At 60.1% G+C, this 16,525-nt stretch carries 12 protein-coding genes; 6 read left to right on the top strand and 6 right to left on the bottom strand.

What is annotated here, in order from left to right:
- Positions 1-141 precede the first annotated feature (141 nt).
- From JN524_RS02590 to JN524_RS02575, 4 genes are all read left to right on the top strand, one after another.
- Positions 142-1,140, top strand: coding sequence for an ATP-binding protein (locus JN524_RS02590; RefSeq protein WP_202368357.1), 999 nt, complete (start codon positions 142-144; stop codon positions 1,138-1,140).
- Positions 1,125-1,799 carry a vWA domain-containing protein gene (locus JN524_RS02585; RefSeq protein ID WP_202368573.1) on the top strand — a complete coding sequence of 225 codons (675 nt, stop codon included), beginning with the start codon at positions 1,125-1,127 and terminating at the stop codon, positions 1,797-1,799. Before JN524_RS02590 ends, JN524_RS02585 begins: the two co-directional genes overlap by 16 nt.
- A gap of 172 nt (positions 1,800-1,971) precedes the next feature.
- The gene (locus JN524_RS02580) at positions 1,972-3,618 is read left to right on the top strand and encodes a phospholipase D-like domain-containing protein (protein ID WP_202368356.1); all 1,647 of its coding nucleotides are present in this window, start codon (positions 1,972-1,974) and stop codon (positions 3,616-3,618) included.
- Positions 3,619-3,997: 379 nt separating this feature from the next.
- The gene (locus JN524_RS02575) at positions 3,998-5,557 is read left to right on the top strand and encodes a TerC family protein (protein ID WP_202368355.1); all 1,560 of its coding nucleotides are present in this window, start codon (positions 3,998-4,000) and stop codon (positions 5,555-5,557) included.
- A 103-nt stretch (positions 5,558-5,660) separates the two neighbouring features.
- On the opposite strand, the gene JN524_RS02570 is transcribed toward JN524_RS02575, so the two are convergent.
- From JN524_RS02570 to JN524_RS02545, 6 genes are all read right to left on the bottom strand, one after another.
- Entirely contained in the window at positions 5,661-6,737 is a 1,077-nt protein-coding gene (locus JN524_RS02570) for a GGDEF domain-containing protein (RefSeq protein WP_202368354.1), read from the bottom strand.
- Complete coding sequence (locus JN524_RS02565) at positions 6,721-7,599, bottom strand: DUF4434 family protein (RefSeq protein WP_202368353.1); 879 nt, start codon at positions 7,597-7,599, stop codon at positions 6,721-6,723. Before JN524_RS02565 ends, JN524_RS02570 begins: the two co-directional genes overlap by 17 nt.
- Positions 7,599-10,760: an NfrA family protein gene (locus JN524_RS02560; protein ID WP_202368352.1), complete on the bottom strand. Its 3,162-nt coding sequence runs from the start codon at positions 10,758-10,760 to the stop codon at positions 7,599-7,601. The genes JN524_RS02565 and JN524_RS02560 overlap by 1 nt, the downstream gene beginning before the upstream one ends.
- The gene (nfrB, locus tag JN524_RS02555) at positions 10,757-12,931 is read right to left on the bottom strand and encodes a cyclic di-3',5'-guanylate-activated glycosyltransferase NfrB (RefSeq protein ID WP_202368351.1); all 2,175 of its coding nucleotides are present in this window, start codon (positions 12,929-12,931) and stop codon (positions 10,757-10,759) included. The genes JN524_RS02560 and nfrB overlap by 4 nt, the downstream gene beginning before the upstream one ends.
- The gene (gene wecB, locus JN524_RS02550) at positions 12,928-14,082 is read right to left on the bottom strand and encodes a non-hydrolyzing UDP-N-acetylglucosamine 2-epimerase (protein ID WP_202368350.1); all 1,155 of its coding nucleotides are present in this window, start codon (positions 14,080-14,082) and stop codon (positions 12,928-12,930) included. Before wecB ends, nfrB begins: the two co-directional genes overlap by 4 nt.
- 176 nt (positions 14,083-14,258) lie before the next feature.
- Positions 14,259-14,681, bottom strand: a complete 423-nt coding sequence (locus JN524_RS02545; RefSeq protein WP_202368572.1) for a thioredoxin family protein — start codon at positions 14,679-14,681, stop codon at positions 14,259-14,261.
- 199 nt (positions 14,682-14,880) lie between these two features.
- Here JN524_RS02545 and JN524_RS02540 point away from each other — a divergent pair, with 199 nt between their 5' ends.
- Both JN524_RS02540 and JN524_RS02535 read left to right on the top strand, forming a co-directional pair.
- Positions 14,881-15,294, top strand: a complete 414-nt coding sequence (locus JN524_RS02540) for a hypothetical protein (RefSeq protein WP_202368349.1) — start codon at positions 14,881-14,883, stop codon at positions 15,292-15,294.
- A 344-nt stretch (positions 15,295-15,638) separates the two neighbouring features.
- Complete coding sequence (locus JN524_RS02535) at positions 15,639-16,487, top strand: transporter substrate-binding domain-containing protein (RefSeq protein WP_202368348.1); 849 nt, start codon at positions 15,639-15,641, stop codon at positions 16,485-16,487.
- Positions 16,488-16,525: the final 38 nt, after the last annotated feature.

Raw genomic sequence — 16,525 nt, 5'->3', positions numbered from 1 at the left:
CACCACAACATTTTGTAGGAGTGAGCCTGCTCGCGATAGCGGTGTATCAGCCAACCTATTTGTCGCTGACCCACCACTATCGCGAGCAGGCTCACTCCTACATTGAAATGAATTCACACCGACCATGACCGAGTATTGAAGATGACCGACACCCCGCATTTCCCGCTCTCCGCCGTGGTCGGCGCCGATGACCTGAAACTCGCGCTGTGCCTCACCGCCATCGACCCGAAAATCGGTGGCGTGCTGATTGAGGGCCCGCGCGGCATGGCCAAATCGACCCTGGCCCGTGGCTTGGCCGATCTGCTCGCCAGCGGTCAATTCGTCACGCTGCCATTGGGTGCCACCGAAGAACGTCTGGTCGGCACCCTCGATCTCGACGCCGCGCTGAGTGACGGACGGGCGCAGTTTTCTCCCGGGGTTTTGGCCAAGGCTGACGGCGGTGTGCTGTACGTCGATGAGGTGAACCTGCTGCCCGATCATCTGGTGGATCTGCTGCTCGATGTGGCAGCCAGTGGCACCAACCTGATCGAGCGCGACGGTATTTCCCATCGGCATTCGGCGCGATTTGTATTGATCGGCACGATGAACCCGGAAGAGGGCGAACTGCGTCCGCAACTGCTTGACCGTTTCGGCCTGAACGTCGCTCTCAGCGGCCACACCGCGCCAAACGAACGCGGGCAGATCATCCGCCGCCGCCTGGATTTCGACAGCGATCCACAGGCGTTCTGCGCGCAGTGGGAAGCCCGGCAGCAAGCGCTGCGCGAACGCTGTGAACAGGCGCGCATCGCCTTGGCGAGCATTGCGCTGGACGACGACGCGTTGGCAAACATCACCGAGCGTTGTTTTGCGGCGGGCGTCGATGGCTTGCGTGCCGATCTGGTCTGGCTGCGGGCGGCCCGTGCGCACGCGGCATGGCGCGGCGCGGCAGCGATTGCCGAGCAGGACATCGATGCTGTGGCGGAATTTGCCCTGCGGCATCGGCGTCGCGAACCTTCTTCGTCGAGTCCGCAATCGCCCGCGCAGAGCCCGGCCAAATCCCAGGCTGAACCAGGCGAGGGGCAGGGGCAGTGGGGTGATATGCCCGCCCCGGCACTGGCCACTGGCGCTCGCCGCGAAGTGCCGAGCTGGCCAAAAAAGTAACCGGCATTCGTCCCCGATCCGACGCGGGGGCGAATGCCAGACCCCGCGCCGGACGCCTCGACCAGGGACGCCAGGGTAAGCGCCACGCCGCGCGCAGCGGCCTGGTGAACTGGCCGGGTACGTTGCTTAACGGTCGGCCGCAGACCCGCGCCGATTTGCAGTTCCAGCTGCGCACTCGTTCTGCCCATGAATTGTGGCTGGTGATCGTCGACGCCTCGGCATCGACGCGTCGGCATCAGGCGCTGAGCGATGCCAAGGGCCTGCTCGCGCAATTGTTCGATGATGCTTATCGGCAGCGCGCGCGACTTGCCTTGCTGACCGCCAGCGGCAGCGCGCCAAAATGGCAGGTGCAAGGTCTGAAGGCATCGAGTGGCTTACGCACCTGGCTGGAGGCGTTGGGGGCGGGCGGCGGCACGCCGTTGGTGGCGGCGTTGACGCAGGCACAGCAATGGCTGGTGCAGCGACAAAAGCGCTTCCCGGCCGAGCAGCAGCGCTTGCTGGTGGTCACGGATGGGCGTTTGAAAGCCTTACCGTCGATGCCGCCGCTGGAGTGTCCGGGATTGTTGATCGACATTGAGCGCGGGCCCATCCGATTGGCACGGGCGCGGGAATTAGCGGCGGCGCTGAGTGCGGAATATCGGCATATCGATGATGTGTGAAGTCTGAGCGGGCCTCTTCGCGAGCAGGCTCGCTCCCACAAGGAATGTGAACGCTGCTTTACCTGTGGGAGCGAGCTTGCTCGCGAAGAGGCCACCTCGGTTCAAACGGATATCATCAAAACTTGCAGCGCTGCTCTATGCTCCACCCCAGCCCAATCACAAGGAGTGAATCATGCGGGTACTGGTCGCCAATCCTCAGGACGATTTTCGCGTCAAAGCCTACGCCGGCACCAACGGCGTGTTGCTCGCCATGGACCTCGCCGAGCCCCGACGCAAAGGCCTGCTCGGCTTCGCCATCGAGAAGCAGCAGGGTGACAAGCCGTGGTTGTTCCTGTTCAACAGCCTGACGTTTCCCGGCAAGGCTCACACTTTCCCCCAGTATCACGCCACGCCCAGCGATAAGGCCCCTTTGCAGAAATTCCGCTGGGCCGATTACGCGGTGGATCCGGGGACAACAATGCACTATCGCGTGCATCTGGCCTACGGCACGGCGGATGCACCGCTACTGGGCGAATCACTGGAGCTGAGCATCACCAGTGACGATGGTCATCCGGCCAACCAAAGCGTGATCTTCAACCGCGCGGTGGCCGCCAGTCAGGCCTTCCAGCGCAAATTTCCCGACCTCGACGCGCAGATCAGCGCCAACAAGAACCTGCCCATCGAAGCCTGGCCCGACGCGGCGCGCCTGTGGCTGGAGAACGGGCTGCTGGAGCGATTACTGGGCTTTATCGAACGTGCGGTGGACGCGCAGTGGGCGCTGGACATCGCGATCTACGAGTATCAGTTGCAGGCGATCATCGACGCTGTAAATGCGGCATTTGCCCGTGGGGTTCAGGTGCGCGTGCTGTATCACGCGCAACCTGATGATCCCGATACCACCCTGAACGAAACGAACCTTGCCAAATTGCCGATGGCGAACAAGCGCGGCCGGGTCACCCATAACATCTTTCACGACAAATTCATTGTTCTCAGCCGCGTCGATGGCGCTGGTCAACGGCAACCGCAGGCGGTGCTGTGCGGTAGCACCAATTTCACCGCCAATGGCGTGTATCGCCAGGCAAACGTGGTGCATACGCTCGACGACGTGACGATTGCCGCGCGGTATTTGCGAGTGTTCGAAGAGGTCTGGGCCAACCCCGCCGACGTCGCTGCGACGCGCAACTGGATCACCGAACACAACCCGATGGACCCGACACAGGCGCTGTTCGCCGGGTTCTCGCCACGCAGCGGTGGTGGCGATTTGCGTGAGTTTGTCGAGATCATCGAGGCGGCCAGGAAGGACGTGCTGTTCGTCACCGCGTTCACCTTGCCGGACGCGATCCTCAACGCGCTGCTCGGCAAACCGCACGACGACATCCTGCGTTACGGCCTGCAAAATACCGCGAGCAGCATCACCGGATTTCATGCCGACCGCACCGCCGAATTCGCTGCCACAGCATTACTCAACACCGGGCTGGAAGGCTGGCTGAAAGAAAACATGAAAGGCCAGAAGGGCAACCTGCTGGTGCACACCAAAGCGGTCGTCACCGACTTCACCACCGATGCGCCGACCATCATCAGCGGCAGCCACAACCTCAGCACCTCGGCCAGCAACGGCAATGACGAAAATTACCTGATCATTCGCGGCGATACTGATCTGGCGGATCGCTATGGCCTGGAATTGCTGCGGTTTTATGAGCATTACCGCTTTCGCTATTTTGCGAAAAAACTCGAGCTCAAGCAGGTGAGTCCGCTGGCGGTGGATGACAGCTGGACCCACGATTATTACGTGGAGGGGGATTTGCGCCAGCTGTCGCGGTTGCGCTTTGCCGGACGATGACAGCCACTGTAGGAGCCGCCGAAGGCTGCGATCTTTTGATCTTGACCTTGAAAAAACAAAGTCAAAAGATCGCAGCCTGCGGCAGCTCCTACAGGGGGCAGTGGGCTGTTGATACAGATTTTGAAATGATTTGCCGCTGTAGAAAATGTGCCTTGAGCCTGTACGCTCCAAGGCCATTTTTCATTCAGGATTTGCATGAACACCCTCTTGGAGCCTCCCAGTCGTACCTTCTCCACGCGCCATGGCGCGGTCTTGACGTACTCGCAGTATCCGGTTTTCCGACTCCCGTCTATCGTTGACAACGCGGCTTCAGAGCCTTCGCGTTGCACTTTGCCGTGTCCGGCAGCCTGAATTCACTGAAGAGAGATCGAGACATTTTATGGAATGGTTAGCGGATCCCACGGCCTGGTTAGGCTTGTTGACTTTGATCGTGCTGGAACTGGTGCTGGGTATCGACAACCTGGTGTTCATCGCGATCCTGGCAGACAAACTGCCGCCGCATCAGCGCGATCGTGCGCGGATCATCGGCCTGTCGCTGGCGCTGATCATGCGCCTGGGCCTGTTGGCGAGTATTTCCTGGCTGGTGACCCTCACGCAGCCGTTGTTCGAGGTGTTCGGCAAGAGCTTCTCCGGTCGTGACCTGATCATGCTGTTCGGTGGTGTGTTCCTGCTGTTCAAGGCGACGATGGAGTTGCACGAACGACTCGAAGGCCACGTCGGCCAGCGTTCGACCAACGCCGCTTACGCGCTGTTCTGGCCAATCGTCGCGCAGATCGTGGTGCTCGACGCGGTGTTCTCGCTGGACGCGGTAATCACCGCAGTCGGCATGGTCGATGAACTGGCGGTGATGATGATCGCGGTGATCATTTCCATCGGCCTGATGATCGTCGCCAGCAAGCCGCTGACCCGCTTCGTCAATGCGCACCCGACGGTGATCATGCTGTGTCTGGGCTTCCTGATGATGATCGGTTTCGCCCTGACGGCCGAAGGCCTGGGTTTCCACATCCCGAAAGGCTATCTGTATGCGGCGATTGGTTTCTCGATCCTGATCGAGGTGTTCAACCAGATCGCCCGGGCCCGACGCAAACGTTCGATGCAAGGCTTGCGTCCCATACGTGAGCGCACGGCCCACGCGGTAATGCGTCTGCTGGGCGGGCGCAAGCTGGAGGCGGAGGAGGTCGGCGAGGAAATTTCCGATCTGCTGGATGACGGCGAATCCCCGAGTGCGGAGCTGTTCGATCGCCGCGAGCGAGTGATGATCAGTGGTGTGCTGCAACTGGCCGAGAGGCCGATTCGGAACCTGATGACCGTACGTGCCGATGTCGACACCATCGATCTGGCCGACGACGTCGAAACGATTCGCACAAAATTGATGCACTCGTCGTATTCACGTCTGCCGCTGATTCGCCACGGCGCGGTGGATGAGCCGCTGGGCTTCGTGCACAAGAAGGAACTGCTCAAGGAATACCTGGCCGGTACCGAGCCGAATCTGGAGCACCTGGCGCGCAAGACCATCAACCTGCTCGACAGCTATTCGATCCTTAATGCGCTGGAACAGATGCGCGCGGCGTCGACCCACATCGCCTTCGTGGTCAACGAATTTGGTGACTTCGTCGGCGTGTTGACCATGACCGACATCCTCGAATCGATTGCCGGCGAACTGCCCGATGCCAGCGAAATCGAAGGCCCGGACGTGATCGAGGAGCAGGGCGGGTTCGTCGTCAGCGGCGCACTGAACCTGACCCGTGTTCGCCAGCGCACCGGATTTGGCGCCGAACCGACCGAGGACTATCAGACCCTGGCCGGACTGGTGATGAGCCTGCTGGATCGCTTGCCGATGAAGGGCGACCGGCTGCAGTACGAAGGCTGGCAAATGACCGTGGTGGCCGTGGAAGAGCGACGGGTGACGCGGGTGTTATTGGTGCGTGAAATCGTGTAATCCTTGGGCGCTCCTTTCGCGAGCAGGCTCGCTCCCACTGTGGAATGTGTTCCAGAGTGGGAGCGAGCCTGCTCGCGAATGCAATCTGTCCTGCGCCACAAAATCACTGATGAAAAGTGAAGCGATCCTTGCCCGTATGCTTTGACTCATACAACGCGTCATCCGCCTTGATCAACGCCTGATTAAGTGTGTCGCCATCTTCCACCCGAGCCACACCCATGCTGATCGTGACCGGGTGCTGTGTCGGTTGCTCGCGAACCACCCGGCACAACTCGCCAGCCAGCGCCTCGACATCCTCGCGGCGCACACCCGTCAGGTAAATCGCAAACTCTTCGCCGCCCAGACGTGCGAAATCGTGGTGCACCATTACTGTCTTGATATCGGCTGCCACGCGTTTCAGCACTTCATCACCGATGTCGTGACCGTACACATCATTCACTTTCTTGAAGTTGTCGATATCGATCATCGCCAGGTAATGGTTGTGCGCACGAGGCACCGCTTGCAGGTGTTTTTGCGCGACGGTCATGAACGATCGACGGTTGGGGATTTCGGTCAGCGTGTCGTTATAGGCCTGATCCAGCAGCAGCCGGGACATGATGTAATTGTAGAGCTTGGCCTCACGCAATTTGAGAAAGGTGTAGATTGTCAACGAGCAGAGAAACACGCTGTAGCAAGCAGTCATCACGCCACGCAGCTCAATCAGGGTAGTGGGGGTGTTGATGAACGGGTTGAGGACTAGCCAGATGATCACCTGCGTCGCAAAGAATGCCCAGCGACTCAATGGCAGCACCGAGACGCTATACAGCATGCTGGCCGCAGCGAGCACCAGCCAGGAGCTATGAACGGCAGGCGGGATACCGGTGACAATCAATCGCACGCCCACGGTAAGGCCGAGTACGAACAGCAGCGTGATCACGTCAAAATGCCGGGCCTTGCGGGTGAAGCCCAGCACCACAGTCAGCGTTGCAAAGAACGTGACGAAGGCCATCGAGCGCCAGGTGAAGCCTTGTTCACCGAGAAAACTGACGACCAGATCGAACACCAGCCAGATGGCAATACTGGCGGCGTAGATCAGCAGGCTGAACGTGTGCAGCCGTTCGAATTCATGCTGGATGAACTCGGCCCGCAACTCGGCGGGCGCGGTTTTTTTCAGTACCTGCTCTTCAATGAGTTTGTACATTGCTGCTTTGCTGTTTGCGCTGGTTGTCGAGGATCACCCGGCCCCATGGGCGGTAACGAAGGGAAAATACCGCGCTGGCGTGGCAGCCTGTGGAAGTCGCATCGGGCGACGCAGGTTCGGCACGAAAGGCCTGTCCCTCGGCACTGACCTGCCGAAATGCCTCGCGCACGATGCCCACGGAGCAGGGCAGTGCGCTGGCATAGCCGCTGCGTACCACCGGTGACAGTTTCTTGGTACCGGCGCCATCCTGCCACCACACCTGAATCCCGGCGGCGCTCAGTTCGCCCAGCCATTGCCCGTTCACCCCCGGCGCGAGTTTGCCGGCGCTGAATGCACTGATGTGCAACGGCGCATCGAGCTTGCTGGCGAAATCCTTGAGCTGGCGTTGCAATGTGGCTCGGCGATCGGTCGCCAGGAAGTGCAAGTCGTCCAGCTCCAGTGGCAGATACCAGCCACTGACCGGCAGCTTCCAGTCCTTGCGCAATTTTTGCTGTTGCGCCAATGACTGGCCCAACTGTGCCTGCCAGTAGGTGCCGAGGCCAGCACTGTCGAGCTCGTCGATGCGCTGGTAGTAGCCCGGATCCATCTTCAACCCGAGCACCAGTTGCAAGCCTTGTTGTTGCGCCAGCTTCAGGCTGTTGGCCAGCCAGCCACTGGCACCGCCAAAGTCCGAATCACCATAGGCTGTCCACTGCACGATCACGCTGCGGGCACCCTGACGCGCCGTGTCTCGCCAGATTTGCTGCCACTGAGCCTGACTGAGGCTGGCATCGACATTCAGCGGTTGGTAAAACACGCGCTCGTCGGCACGCACAAAGACTGCGCCAAGCAGCAGAAAGAAAAACATCATCCAGCGCGCCATCAGAAATTCCACTCCACGCCCAGCAACACACCGTTGCCACCGTCATACAGATTGCCGCCCAGCGATTGCTGGTACTCGGTGCGCACCGTCAGTTTCGAGCGGTAAGCGTTGTAGCGATCATCGTCATACCACCACTGCCAGCGCAGGCCGACCCCGGTGCGCAGATCCTGACGCCAGTCGTTGCTCGGGTCCTGACTGGCGAATTCGAGAAAGCCATACGGCATGATCGTCTGTGCGGCGTTGGACGGCAGCTTCCACGCATGCCCTTGCTGGAAACGCGACAGCCACTGGTGATCGCCAGCCTTGGTCCACCACGCGGCATCCAGGTATAGAAAACGCTCATCCCAGTCGCTTTCATCGACGCGCCAGTCGTTGCGGTACTGGCCCTGATCGAGGAACGAAGCTGTGGCGCGCAACAGGTAGTCGGTGGTGGTGTGGCCGTCCTGGCGATGATCGTCGAGCTGATCCGAGAGCTTGTGCGGATTGATCATCTGCCCAAGGCTCAGGCCGTGATTGTCCTGCTCATCAAACTGGCTCTGTTTGTAGATTTCAGCGTAGAGGTTGATGTTTTGCGTACCCCAAGGCTTGTAGCGCAGACCGACGCCCGCCGCAGCGGATTCAGCGTAGCTGGAGCGACTCTGACCACCGAGCAGAACCCGCCCGTAGACTGACAGCGTGCTGCCCGCGCGGCTCGGTTCTTCGCCCAGCGCGTGGTCCCACATCGCCACTTGCACGTTCTGCGAGCTGGCACTGCGGCGTGTACCTTTGCTGTTGTCGTCGCGCAGGAAATCGTTGGTCGATACCCCCGCAGGCGACCAGGTGCTGGCGAGGGTGAAGCTGTCACGACGCGACAGGGTTTCGTGGGCGCGACGCTGGCGGTAGCGCCGGGATTCCATGCTGCCGTCTTCGTCGTCGGCGGCCACAGGATTCTGCTCCAGATCAATGACCCGACGCAGTTCCTTGCGTGCCGAGGCGCTGTCTTCGACTTCGTCATAGCGCCAGGCAAGGGTTTCGCCAAGACGGTAATCCTCGGGGAAGTCCCGAGTGGCATGCTGCAGGTACGGAATCGCCCGGGCGCGTTCTTCGCGAGTCGGCGCGCCGGACAGGCGCATACCGTAATCGGCGCGGTAACGCGGGTTGTTCGGTTCGCGGCGTACCGCTTCCGCCAGCCACGCATTGCTTTGCGCCAGGTCGCCGGCCTTTTGTGCGGTGACGGACGCGGCATAGAAGTGCCCGGCATCCGGCGCTTGCTGCAACGCCTGACGCTGGCGCTGCAAGGCCTGGGCGTGGTCGCCTCGGGCATCGGCAATCGCTGCGCCGAGTGCCCATTCGTTGGCACCACGAGTCCTGCTTTGTTGCCAGTAACCCTCGGCAGCCTGGCTGTCACCGGCATTCAGCGCGCTACGGCTGGCGGTCAGACGGGCGTTGTCGCTGAGTTCGGCGGCGGGAATGCTGCGCCATATCGCCAAGGCGCTTGCGGAGTCGCCCGCAGCTTCCAGCGCGTAGGCCAGCGGCAAACGGCTGCTGCGGTCACCGAGTTTTTCCGCCTGCTGGTAATAAACCACCGCTTCACCGGGGCGATCCGGCATGGCGCAGCGGCCGAGGGCACGATAATCGCCAGCGGCTTGCGGGTGATTGCCAAGTGCTTGCTGCACGGCATCGCACTGACCGTTTTCCGCCAGTTGCGCAAGCAATTGGCCGCGAGTGGCACCGTCGATATGACGGATCAGTGATGCCATCCGCTGCTGTTGTGCGGGTGTGGTCTCTTTGGATGATGCGTAGATTCCGGCCAGACGTTGCAGCGCGTTGCCCGGCAGGCGTCCACTGAAGCGGTCATAAGCGTCTTCCAGCAACTGTTGCGCGTGGGCACGATCACCGCTGTCGAGTGCGAGGAAACTGGCCTGGTTCAGCGACACCAGATCGCCGGTCTGACGGTAGTGGTATTCCCACAGTGTTTGTTCCTCGGTGCGGCGCCCCATGGTTTGGGCGAGTAGTGCGCGGCGTTTGACCACTGCCGGGGTCTGTTGCTGCCCGGCGAGCCAGACCATGACCTTGCTGCTCTGGCCCTGTTCCTGCCAGACATCGAGCAGTTGCGCCTGTCGCCGGTTCTCCCACGGTTGCGGCAGGGTTGTACTTTGCAGCAGATCGGTGGCTTGCAGGCGCTGGGCGAGCACCAGCCATGCTTGTGGATCATCGCTTGGCTGGCAACTGCGCAATTGTGTCAGTGCTGCTTCCGGGTCGTGACGCGACAACCAGTCGACGGTTTCCAGACAGGGGCGCTGCAGGTCGTTGCTCAGGCGTTGAACGCTTGGCACATCGTCGGTCTGGCGTGCCAGTTCCCACAGCCGCTGGCGTTGCGCCGGATCCGCCAGGTCTTCGGCAGGCAGTGACTGCAGCCAGCGCTGCGCCTGTTGATCGTGGCCCATGGCGATGGCGCGATCGACCATCGCCAGACGCACCTTGCGCGCGGCTGCAGCACTTGGGGCCTGTTGCAGCAGTTGTTGCAGCGGTTTTTCGTCCAGTCGCTGCACATATGCGTTGGCCAGACGTTGCCAACCCTCGACATCCAGTTGCTTGCGCGCCGCGAGCGGCGCCAGTTGCTCGATGGTGCCGCTCCAGTCGCGCAGTTGCTCGGACCAGTTGGCGCGGGCCAGACGCAAAATGTTGTCGTCGCCCTTGGGCGCCAGTTGCGCCAGCCAGTCGTAGGCCTTGGCCGCGCCGCCGAATTTGGCCAGGCTCAGGCTGTAGGCCTGCCACAGGCGCACGCGGTCATTGAGGTCGCTGGTCGCCATCCATCGTTCGACCTGAGTGCTGCTCGGCGGATCCTGTTCGATCCAGGTCAGACGCAAGTCCAGCGTCGCTTCGCTGTCATTGGCCGGCAAGGCTTCGACGGCGTCCTTGTAACGCCGCTGTTTAGCCAGCGATTCCACCAGCAACGCCCGCGCTTCGTCGTTCTTCGGAACCTTTTCCAGCAGGTGGCGCATCAGCCGTTCGACTTCTTTCCAGTTGTCTTTTTTGGCTTCGCGGTAGCTGCGATCCATGTAGGGATAGCTGCGGAACTGTTCAAAGTCGCTCAGCGGCGCGGCGTGCAGCGGGTAGGCGCTGCTCAGGCCGAGCAACAGGCCACCCATTAACAAAGTGTGGCGATGGACAGGTTTCATGCGACCTCCCGGACGATGCGGTAAGCCGCTTGTTGTTCACTGGCCTGATCGGCCAGGGCTTGCTGGAGCACTTGCTCAGTGATCATGCCGCGGGAAATCAGATGTTCGCCGAGGGACATCTTGTCCGCGTCGAAGTCGATCAGCGCCTGATTGAACAGGGTCGGAGGCACCATGCCGCGCACCTGCAATAGATTACCGAGCAACACCTGATGGCGGCTGACACGTTCCAGCAGGGCTTCGTCGTCCTGATGGCGCTCAAGCACTTGCAGCATGTGACGCACTTCCTCATTTTGCCGGGGGCTGGCGTACCAGTAGCGAATCCCCAACGTCACGCGACCCTGTGGTGCCAGGCGACAGCGCACTGGGCGTTTCAACTGGCGACTGATTGCGCCGAGCGAAACCTGGCTGACGGGGCCTTCGGAGGCCAGCACCAGAGTCTCGCCTTCCTCGGCGACCGGCAGCACGCCGTAGTGGCTCGCAACCCGGCGCGGTACGGCGTCGATCAGGCGCGGGTCGAGCTTGAATGGATTGAGCGGGGCCCATTCCAGCTCCAGTTGTTCGGCCAGTTCCTGTACCAGTTGGGTGCTGTTGATGTAGTCACGCAACAGCAGCTCGCGGCCCAGACGGCGACGCACTGGACTGGTGATCGCGGCGTCCAGTTGTTCTTCATTGAGCAGGCCTTTTTCCACCAGTCGATGGCCCAGCGGCGTGCGTTGGGCCTTGGTCAATGCCGGAAATTCGTGGGTTGTCTTGTCCCAGGCTACGCGCCGCGAATCGCCCATCTCCATGACCTGACGCAATGCGCGCAGGTTGGCGAAGAAATTGACGAAGTTGCTCCACATCATCCGCGGTGCCGAGAGCAGGCCCTCGACCAGCCCGTAATAACGGGTAACGAACCAACCGCGCTGAAACAGCCGGTTGAGCAGCATGAAGCCGTTGAGCCAGAGCAATACCGAGAGCAGCGAGCTGTCGGAGAGAATCGATGGATAGCGCCACGAGTCGGGCGAAATCACCGTAATCAGCCACATCGCGATCAGCACCACGAACAGCAGGTTGACCAGAAAACTCAACATGTAGGCGATCAGCCCGCGACGGTCACGCCACAGGAAGTAGTTGAGCAGGCCCTTGCGGCTCCAGCCGAGGTTCTTGGTGCCCTGAAAGACGATGCCGACGATCCAGCGCGATTTCTGCCGAATGGCGTGTTGCAGGTCGCGAGGAAAATGCTCGCGCACGCAGATCACCTGGGAGAACTCGCGGTTCATCCCCAGCACCCATGGTTGGTCCAGTGCCAGTTTCGGATCGCTGACCGAATAACGGGCAAAGATGCACTTCATGCCTTTTTGCTTGAGGCGGAAACCGATGTCGTAGTCCTCGGTGAGACTCTGCACATCGAAGGCGATGCCGTCGCCGTCTTCAAGCAGGGCGCTGATCGCCTTGCGACTGAAACAGGTGCCGACCCCGGCGCTCGGCACCTGGCCGGTCAGCGCTTCGCGCACGATGACATCCTTGCCGTGGTTCTCGGCGAACTCGTCGACATAGTGTCCGGCGGTAAAACCTTTCCATTCTGGGGCGTAGGGGTAAACCGGGATCTGAATCAGGTCCTTGTTCGGCAGCAGATAGTTGAACAGGCGCAATTCCATCGGCGAAATCACGTCTTCGGCATCGTGCAGGATGAAGCCGGCGAACTGGATCTTCGCCTCGTTTTCAAAGCGCAGGATCGCGTCAATGATGTTGTTCAGGCAGTCGGCCTTGCTGGTCGGGCCGGGGCGGGCGCAGACCACTTTGTGCACGTTGGGGTAGTGCTGGCAGACCGCGTCGACGTCGGCCTGGGTTTCGGCGTCGTTGGGGTAGGTGCCAACGAAAATCTGATAATTCTCGTAATCGATGGTCGAGGCGGCCAGACGTGCCATTTCGCCGACCACACCGACTTCATTCCACGCCGGCACCATGATTGCCAGGGGCTTTTCGGGAATGGTATAGAGCCGCTCTTCGTCGGCGCGCTCGAATTTTTCGTAGATCCGCCAGCGCCGGATCAGCTTGCGGAACCAGTAGACCAGGTCGATGAACAGGTCATCCAGACCAAGGATGAACATCAACAGGGCGAGGCCAATCGCCACATATTTGAGAGCAAACAGCACATACGCAAAGAAGTCGACCCAACCCAGACTCATACGTCGGTACCCGCTGCCGAGAGAGCGCTCAGCCAGGCGTGGAGGCGGGTGGCAATCAGTTCACTGGCGTGGCCGTCGCCATAAGGAAAGTGCACGCGGCTCATGCGGGTGTAGGTGTCCTCGTCGTCCAGCAGTTGGCTGGCCTCCTTGACGATACGGGACTTGTCGGTTCCCACCAGCAGCATGGTGCCGCTTTCAAGCACCGACGGCCGTTCGGTCACATCGCGTAGCACCAGCAACGGTTTGCCGATGGCTGGCGCTTCTTCCTGCACACCACCGGAATCGGTGAGGATGAAATGCGCCCGACCCATCAACCAGACAAAGTTCGGGTAGTCCTGCGGGGCGATCAGGTAAATGTTGGGTTTGTCCGAGAGCGTGCCATACACCACCTCTTGCACCAGCGGGTTGAGGTGTACCGGGTAGACGAACTGGACGTCCGGGTAACGCTCGGCGAGTTCGGCCAGCGCCTGACAGATGTTGCGAAAGCCATCTCCGATGTTTTCCCGGCGATGGCTGGTGATCAGGATCATCCGGCGTTCATCATCGAGTACAGCCAGCGGCGAGTCGGCGGCGGGCTGCCAGTGGGTTTGTTGCTGGTGATCGCGCATCCACAGCAAGGCATCGATCACGGTATTGCCGGTGATCTCGATGTTGTCCTCGGGCACGCCTTCGCGCAGCAGATTGGCGGCTGTCTTTGAGGTCGGCGGGAAATGCAGGTCGGCGATCACTCCGGTCAGGCGCCGGTTGGCCTCTTCCGGCCAGGGGGCGCGCAGGTTGCCGGTACGCAGGCCTGCTTCGACGTGGCCGATCGGTAATTGGCGATTGAACGCGGCGAGGGCGGCGATGAAGCTGGTGGTGGTGTCGCCGTGCACCAGCACGATGTCCGGCTTGATGCGTTCGTAGGCTTGGTCGAGTTGTCCGAGCAGGTTCTGCGAGAGGCCGTTGATGGTTTGGCCTTGGGTCATCACTTGCAGGTCTTCGTCGACCGTCAGTTCAAAGGCGTCGAGCACTTGGGTGAGCATCTCCCGATGCTGGCCGGTGGAACAGATGTTCAGTTGGATGTCAGGCCACTGACGCAGAACCCGGGCCAGCGGGGCCATTTTAATGGCCTCCGGACGAGTACCGAAAACCATCATGACTTTGAAAGACATTGACCCCTCCTGGGACATGGCAACGATGGGCGCTGACGCCGCGAGCGTGTGTTCTCTTGCTGAGAAATAAAGAAAAGCAGCCGGATGGGAGCTTGTCCAATCCGGCCGGAGGCTTGTGTGTTACCGATGATTTGGAACGAAAGTGCCTTCGATTGAATTGCACTTAGGTGGCACTTTCAGCAAAAGTTCCGCTGACGTTGGCGAGGGAGGGTGCAGAGGGTACGCAGGGTATGACGCAGCCAGAGCAGATCATGCTGTGGCTGGCGGGCGAGGGCCGGCGCTTTTGTTCTGCCGATGTGTCGGGCGAAATCTTCACTTAATGTTTCTGCCGTGCCGATGCCCTTGAGCTTCTTCATGAGTTTGCCGTTCTTGTAGAACAGCACGGTCGGCGTGCCGGTGACCAGCGGATGGCGCGGCGACTCGCGGGTATTGAGCATGTAGATGTTCGCCCGCAGCCGATACGGCTCGGCCACCTCGCGAAACACCGGCCCGGCCCATTCGCAGGCGGGGCAGTGCTCATTGGCGAAATACAGGATCACCGGGCGCCAGGTTTTCAGGGCTTTGCGGTAAACCGGGGCCAAGCGGGAAGAAGAGGTCATCGTGCTCACTGTTATCTCCTTTTCAGTGACCATCCGAGAACGATTCGAAAGTTAAGAGCAGAAACCAAAGCGTGTCTACTGTCAGACCTGACAGGTGTGCGAATACTCTTCTGAGCGTTGAATGAATGGGCTGCTTCCTGAGCGCATTGATTCCCAATGACGCACGGAGGTGTTCGACTCAATGACAGGACTTGCAAACATGAGTGCAGAAAATCTGATTCTCAATGGTGATTTTTCTCAAGGCGAAAAGCACTGGGACATATATAAACCAATTCACAATCCAAAAGCGAAGGCCGAGTTCCGTGACGGTTATTGTCATGTAGAGTGGGGTGTCATGGTGAGCCAAACAGTGAAACTGGAAATCGGCAAGTACCGTCTGAGCTTTGAATCTCTTTTTCAAGAGGCTTCCGATAGCTACGTGAATCTGGCTCTGGAGATGACGGGTTACCGGCAAGAACTAACAATTCAGCGTGGGGGGGATTACTCGCACAACGCAATCGAGTTCGAGGTTACTAAAGTTGGAGATGGTGAAAAGGATTGGTTTTCGTTGGGGTTGAATGGGCACCAGGCCGGCGGGAAGTTTCGCAAGATCAAGCTCGTTCAGATTTCTTGACCCTTAACGACTGAAGCGCAGGGTAAGAAGCTGATTCTCACAGAAAAGAGCTCGTCGGGATCGGATTCAATCCAATCCGATCCGATCCGATCCCGGCAACACCGAAAGGGTGCTGAGTGCTCACCAAACGTGTCACCAATGCCCAACTTTGTTGCCAATCGTAGCGCTGGATTTCCATGCGTCCGCGTACCAAGGTGACCTCCAGAATGTAACCCGCTGATTCAAAGTACGTTTTTATTTATGAGATGGTCACTGCTTCCTGTGGCACACTTTCTGCTGTTTATTCCGTAGTAACAAACCGTGTTCCGGTATAGCGGAATAAACATCATCCTGGAGTGCTTGCCATGCATCGCTGTCCTTCGTTGTTCAAAGCGTGTGTTTTCGTTCTTGCGGCTTCGTCCGCTGTGGTGGGCATGGCCCAGGCAGCCGATAGCAAGCTCGACAGTGTTCTGGCCCGGGGCAAGCTGATTGTCGGCACCGGCAGCACCAATGCGCCGTGGCACTTTCAGGGTGCGGATGGCAAGTTGCAGGGCTTTGATATCGACATCGCCAGGATGGTGGCCAAGGGGTTGTTCAATGACCCAAGCAAAGTCGAGTTCGTCGTGCAGTCGTCCGACGCGCGAATTCCCAATCTGCTGACCGACAAGGTCGACATGAGCTGCCAGTTCATCACCGTCACTGCCAGCCGTGCGCAGCAAGTGGCGTTCACCCTGCCGTACTATCGCGAAGGCGTCGGCCTACTGCTGCCGGCCACCAGCAAGTACAAGGAAATCGAAGACCTGCAGGCCGCTGGCGACAGCGTCACCGTGGCCGTGCTGCAAAACGTCTACGCCGAAGAATTGGTGCATCAGGCGCTGCCCAAGGCCAAGGTCGATCAGTACGACAGCGTCGACCTGATGTATCAGGCGGTGAACTCCGGTCGCGCCGATGCCGCTGCTACCGATCAGTCGTCGGTCAAGTACCTGATGGTGCAGAACCCTGGCCGCTACCGCAGCCCGACCTACGCCTGGAGCCCACAGACCTACGCCTGCGCAGTCAAACGCGGCGATCAGGACTGGCTGAACTTCGTCAACACCACTCTGCATGAAGCCATGACCGGCGTTGAGTTCCCGACTTACGCGGCATCCTTCAAGCAATGGTTCGGTGTCGACCTGCCGTCGCCGGCCATCGGTTTCCCTGTCGAATTCAAATGATCCCGTGAGAGTGGGGCGCCTGTACGCGCCCCGCTCAA

The organism is Pseudomonas sp. MWU318 (assembly GCF_016756945.1).
Lineage (GTDB): Bacteria > Pseudomonadota > Gammaproteobacteria > Pseudomonadales > Pseudomonadaceae > Aquipseudomonas > Aquipseudomonas putida_A.
Note: the sequence above shows the minus strand (reverse complement) of the source record. Positions and strands in the feature narration are given on the sequence as shown.

Excerpts from the sequence above, each read along its gene's own strand:
- JN524_RS02590 (WP_202368357.1), top strand. The coding sequence starts at position 142 with ATGACCGACACCCCGCATTTCCCGCTCTCCGCCGTGGTCGGCGCCGAT.
- JN524_RS02580 (WP_202368356.1), top strand. The coding sequence starts at position 1,972 with ATGCGGGTACTGGTCGCCAATCCTCAGGACGATTTTCGCGTCAAAGCC.
- JN524_RS02575 (WP_202368355.1), top strand. The coding sequence starts at position 3,998 with ATGGAATGGTTAGCGGATCCCACGGCCTGGTTAGGCTTGTTGACTTTG.
- JN524_RS02570 (WP_202368354.1), bottom strand. The coding sequence starts at position 6,737 with ATGTACAAACTCATTGAAGAGCAGGTACTGAAAAAAACCGCGCCCGCC.
- JN524_RS02565 (WP_202368353.1), bottom strand. The coding sequence starts at position 7,599 with ATGGCGCGCTGGATGATGTTTTTCTTTCTGCTGCTTGGCGCAGTCTTT.
- JN524_RS02560 (WP_202368352.1), bottom strand. The coding sequence starts at position 10,760 with ATGAAACCTGTCCATCGCCACACTTTGTTAATGGGTGGCCTGTTGCTC.
- nfrB (WP_202368351.1), bottom strand. The coding sequence starts at position 12,931 with ATGAGTCTGGGTTGGGTCGACTTCTTTGCGTATGTGCTGTTTGCTCTC.
- wecB (WP_202368350.1), bottom strand. The coding sequence starts at position 14,082 with ATGTCTTTCAAAGTCATGATGGTTTTCGGTACTCGTCCGGAGGCCATT.
- JN524_RS02545 (WP_202368572.1), bottom strand. The coding sequence starts at position 14,681 with ATGACCTCTTCTTCCCGCTTGGCCCCGGTTTACCGCAAAGCCCTGAAA.
- JN524_RS02540 (WP_202368349.1), top strand. The coding sequence starts at position 14,881 with ATGAGTGCAGAAAATCTGATTCTCAATGGTGATTTTTCTCAAGGCGAA.
- JN524_RS02535 (WP_202368348.1), top strand. The coding sequence starts at position 15,639 with ATGCATCGCTGTCCTTCGTTGTTCAAAGCGTGTGTTTTCGTTCTTGCG.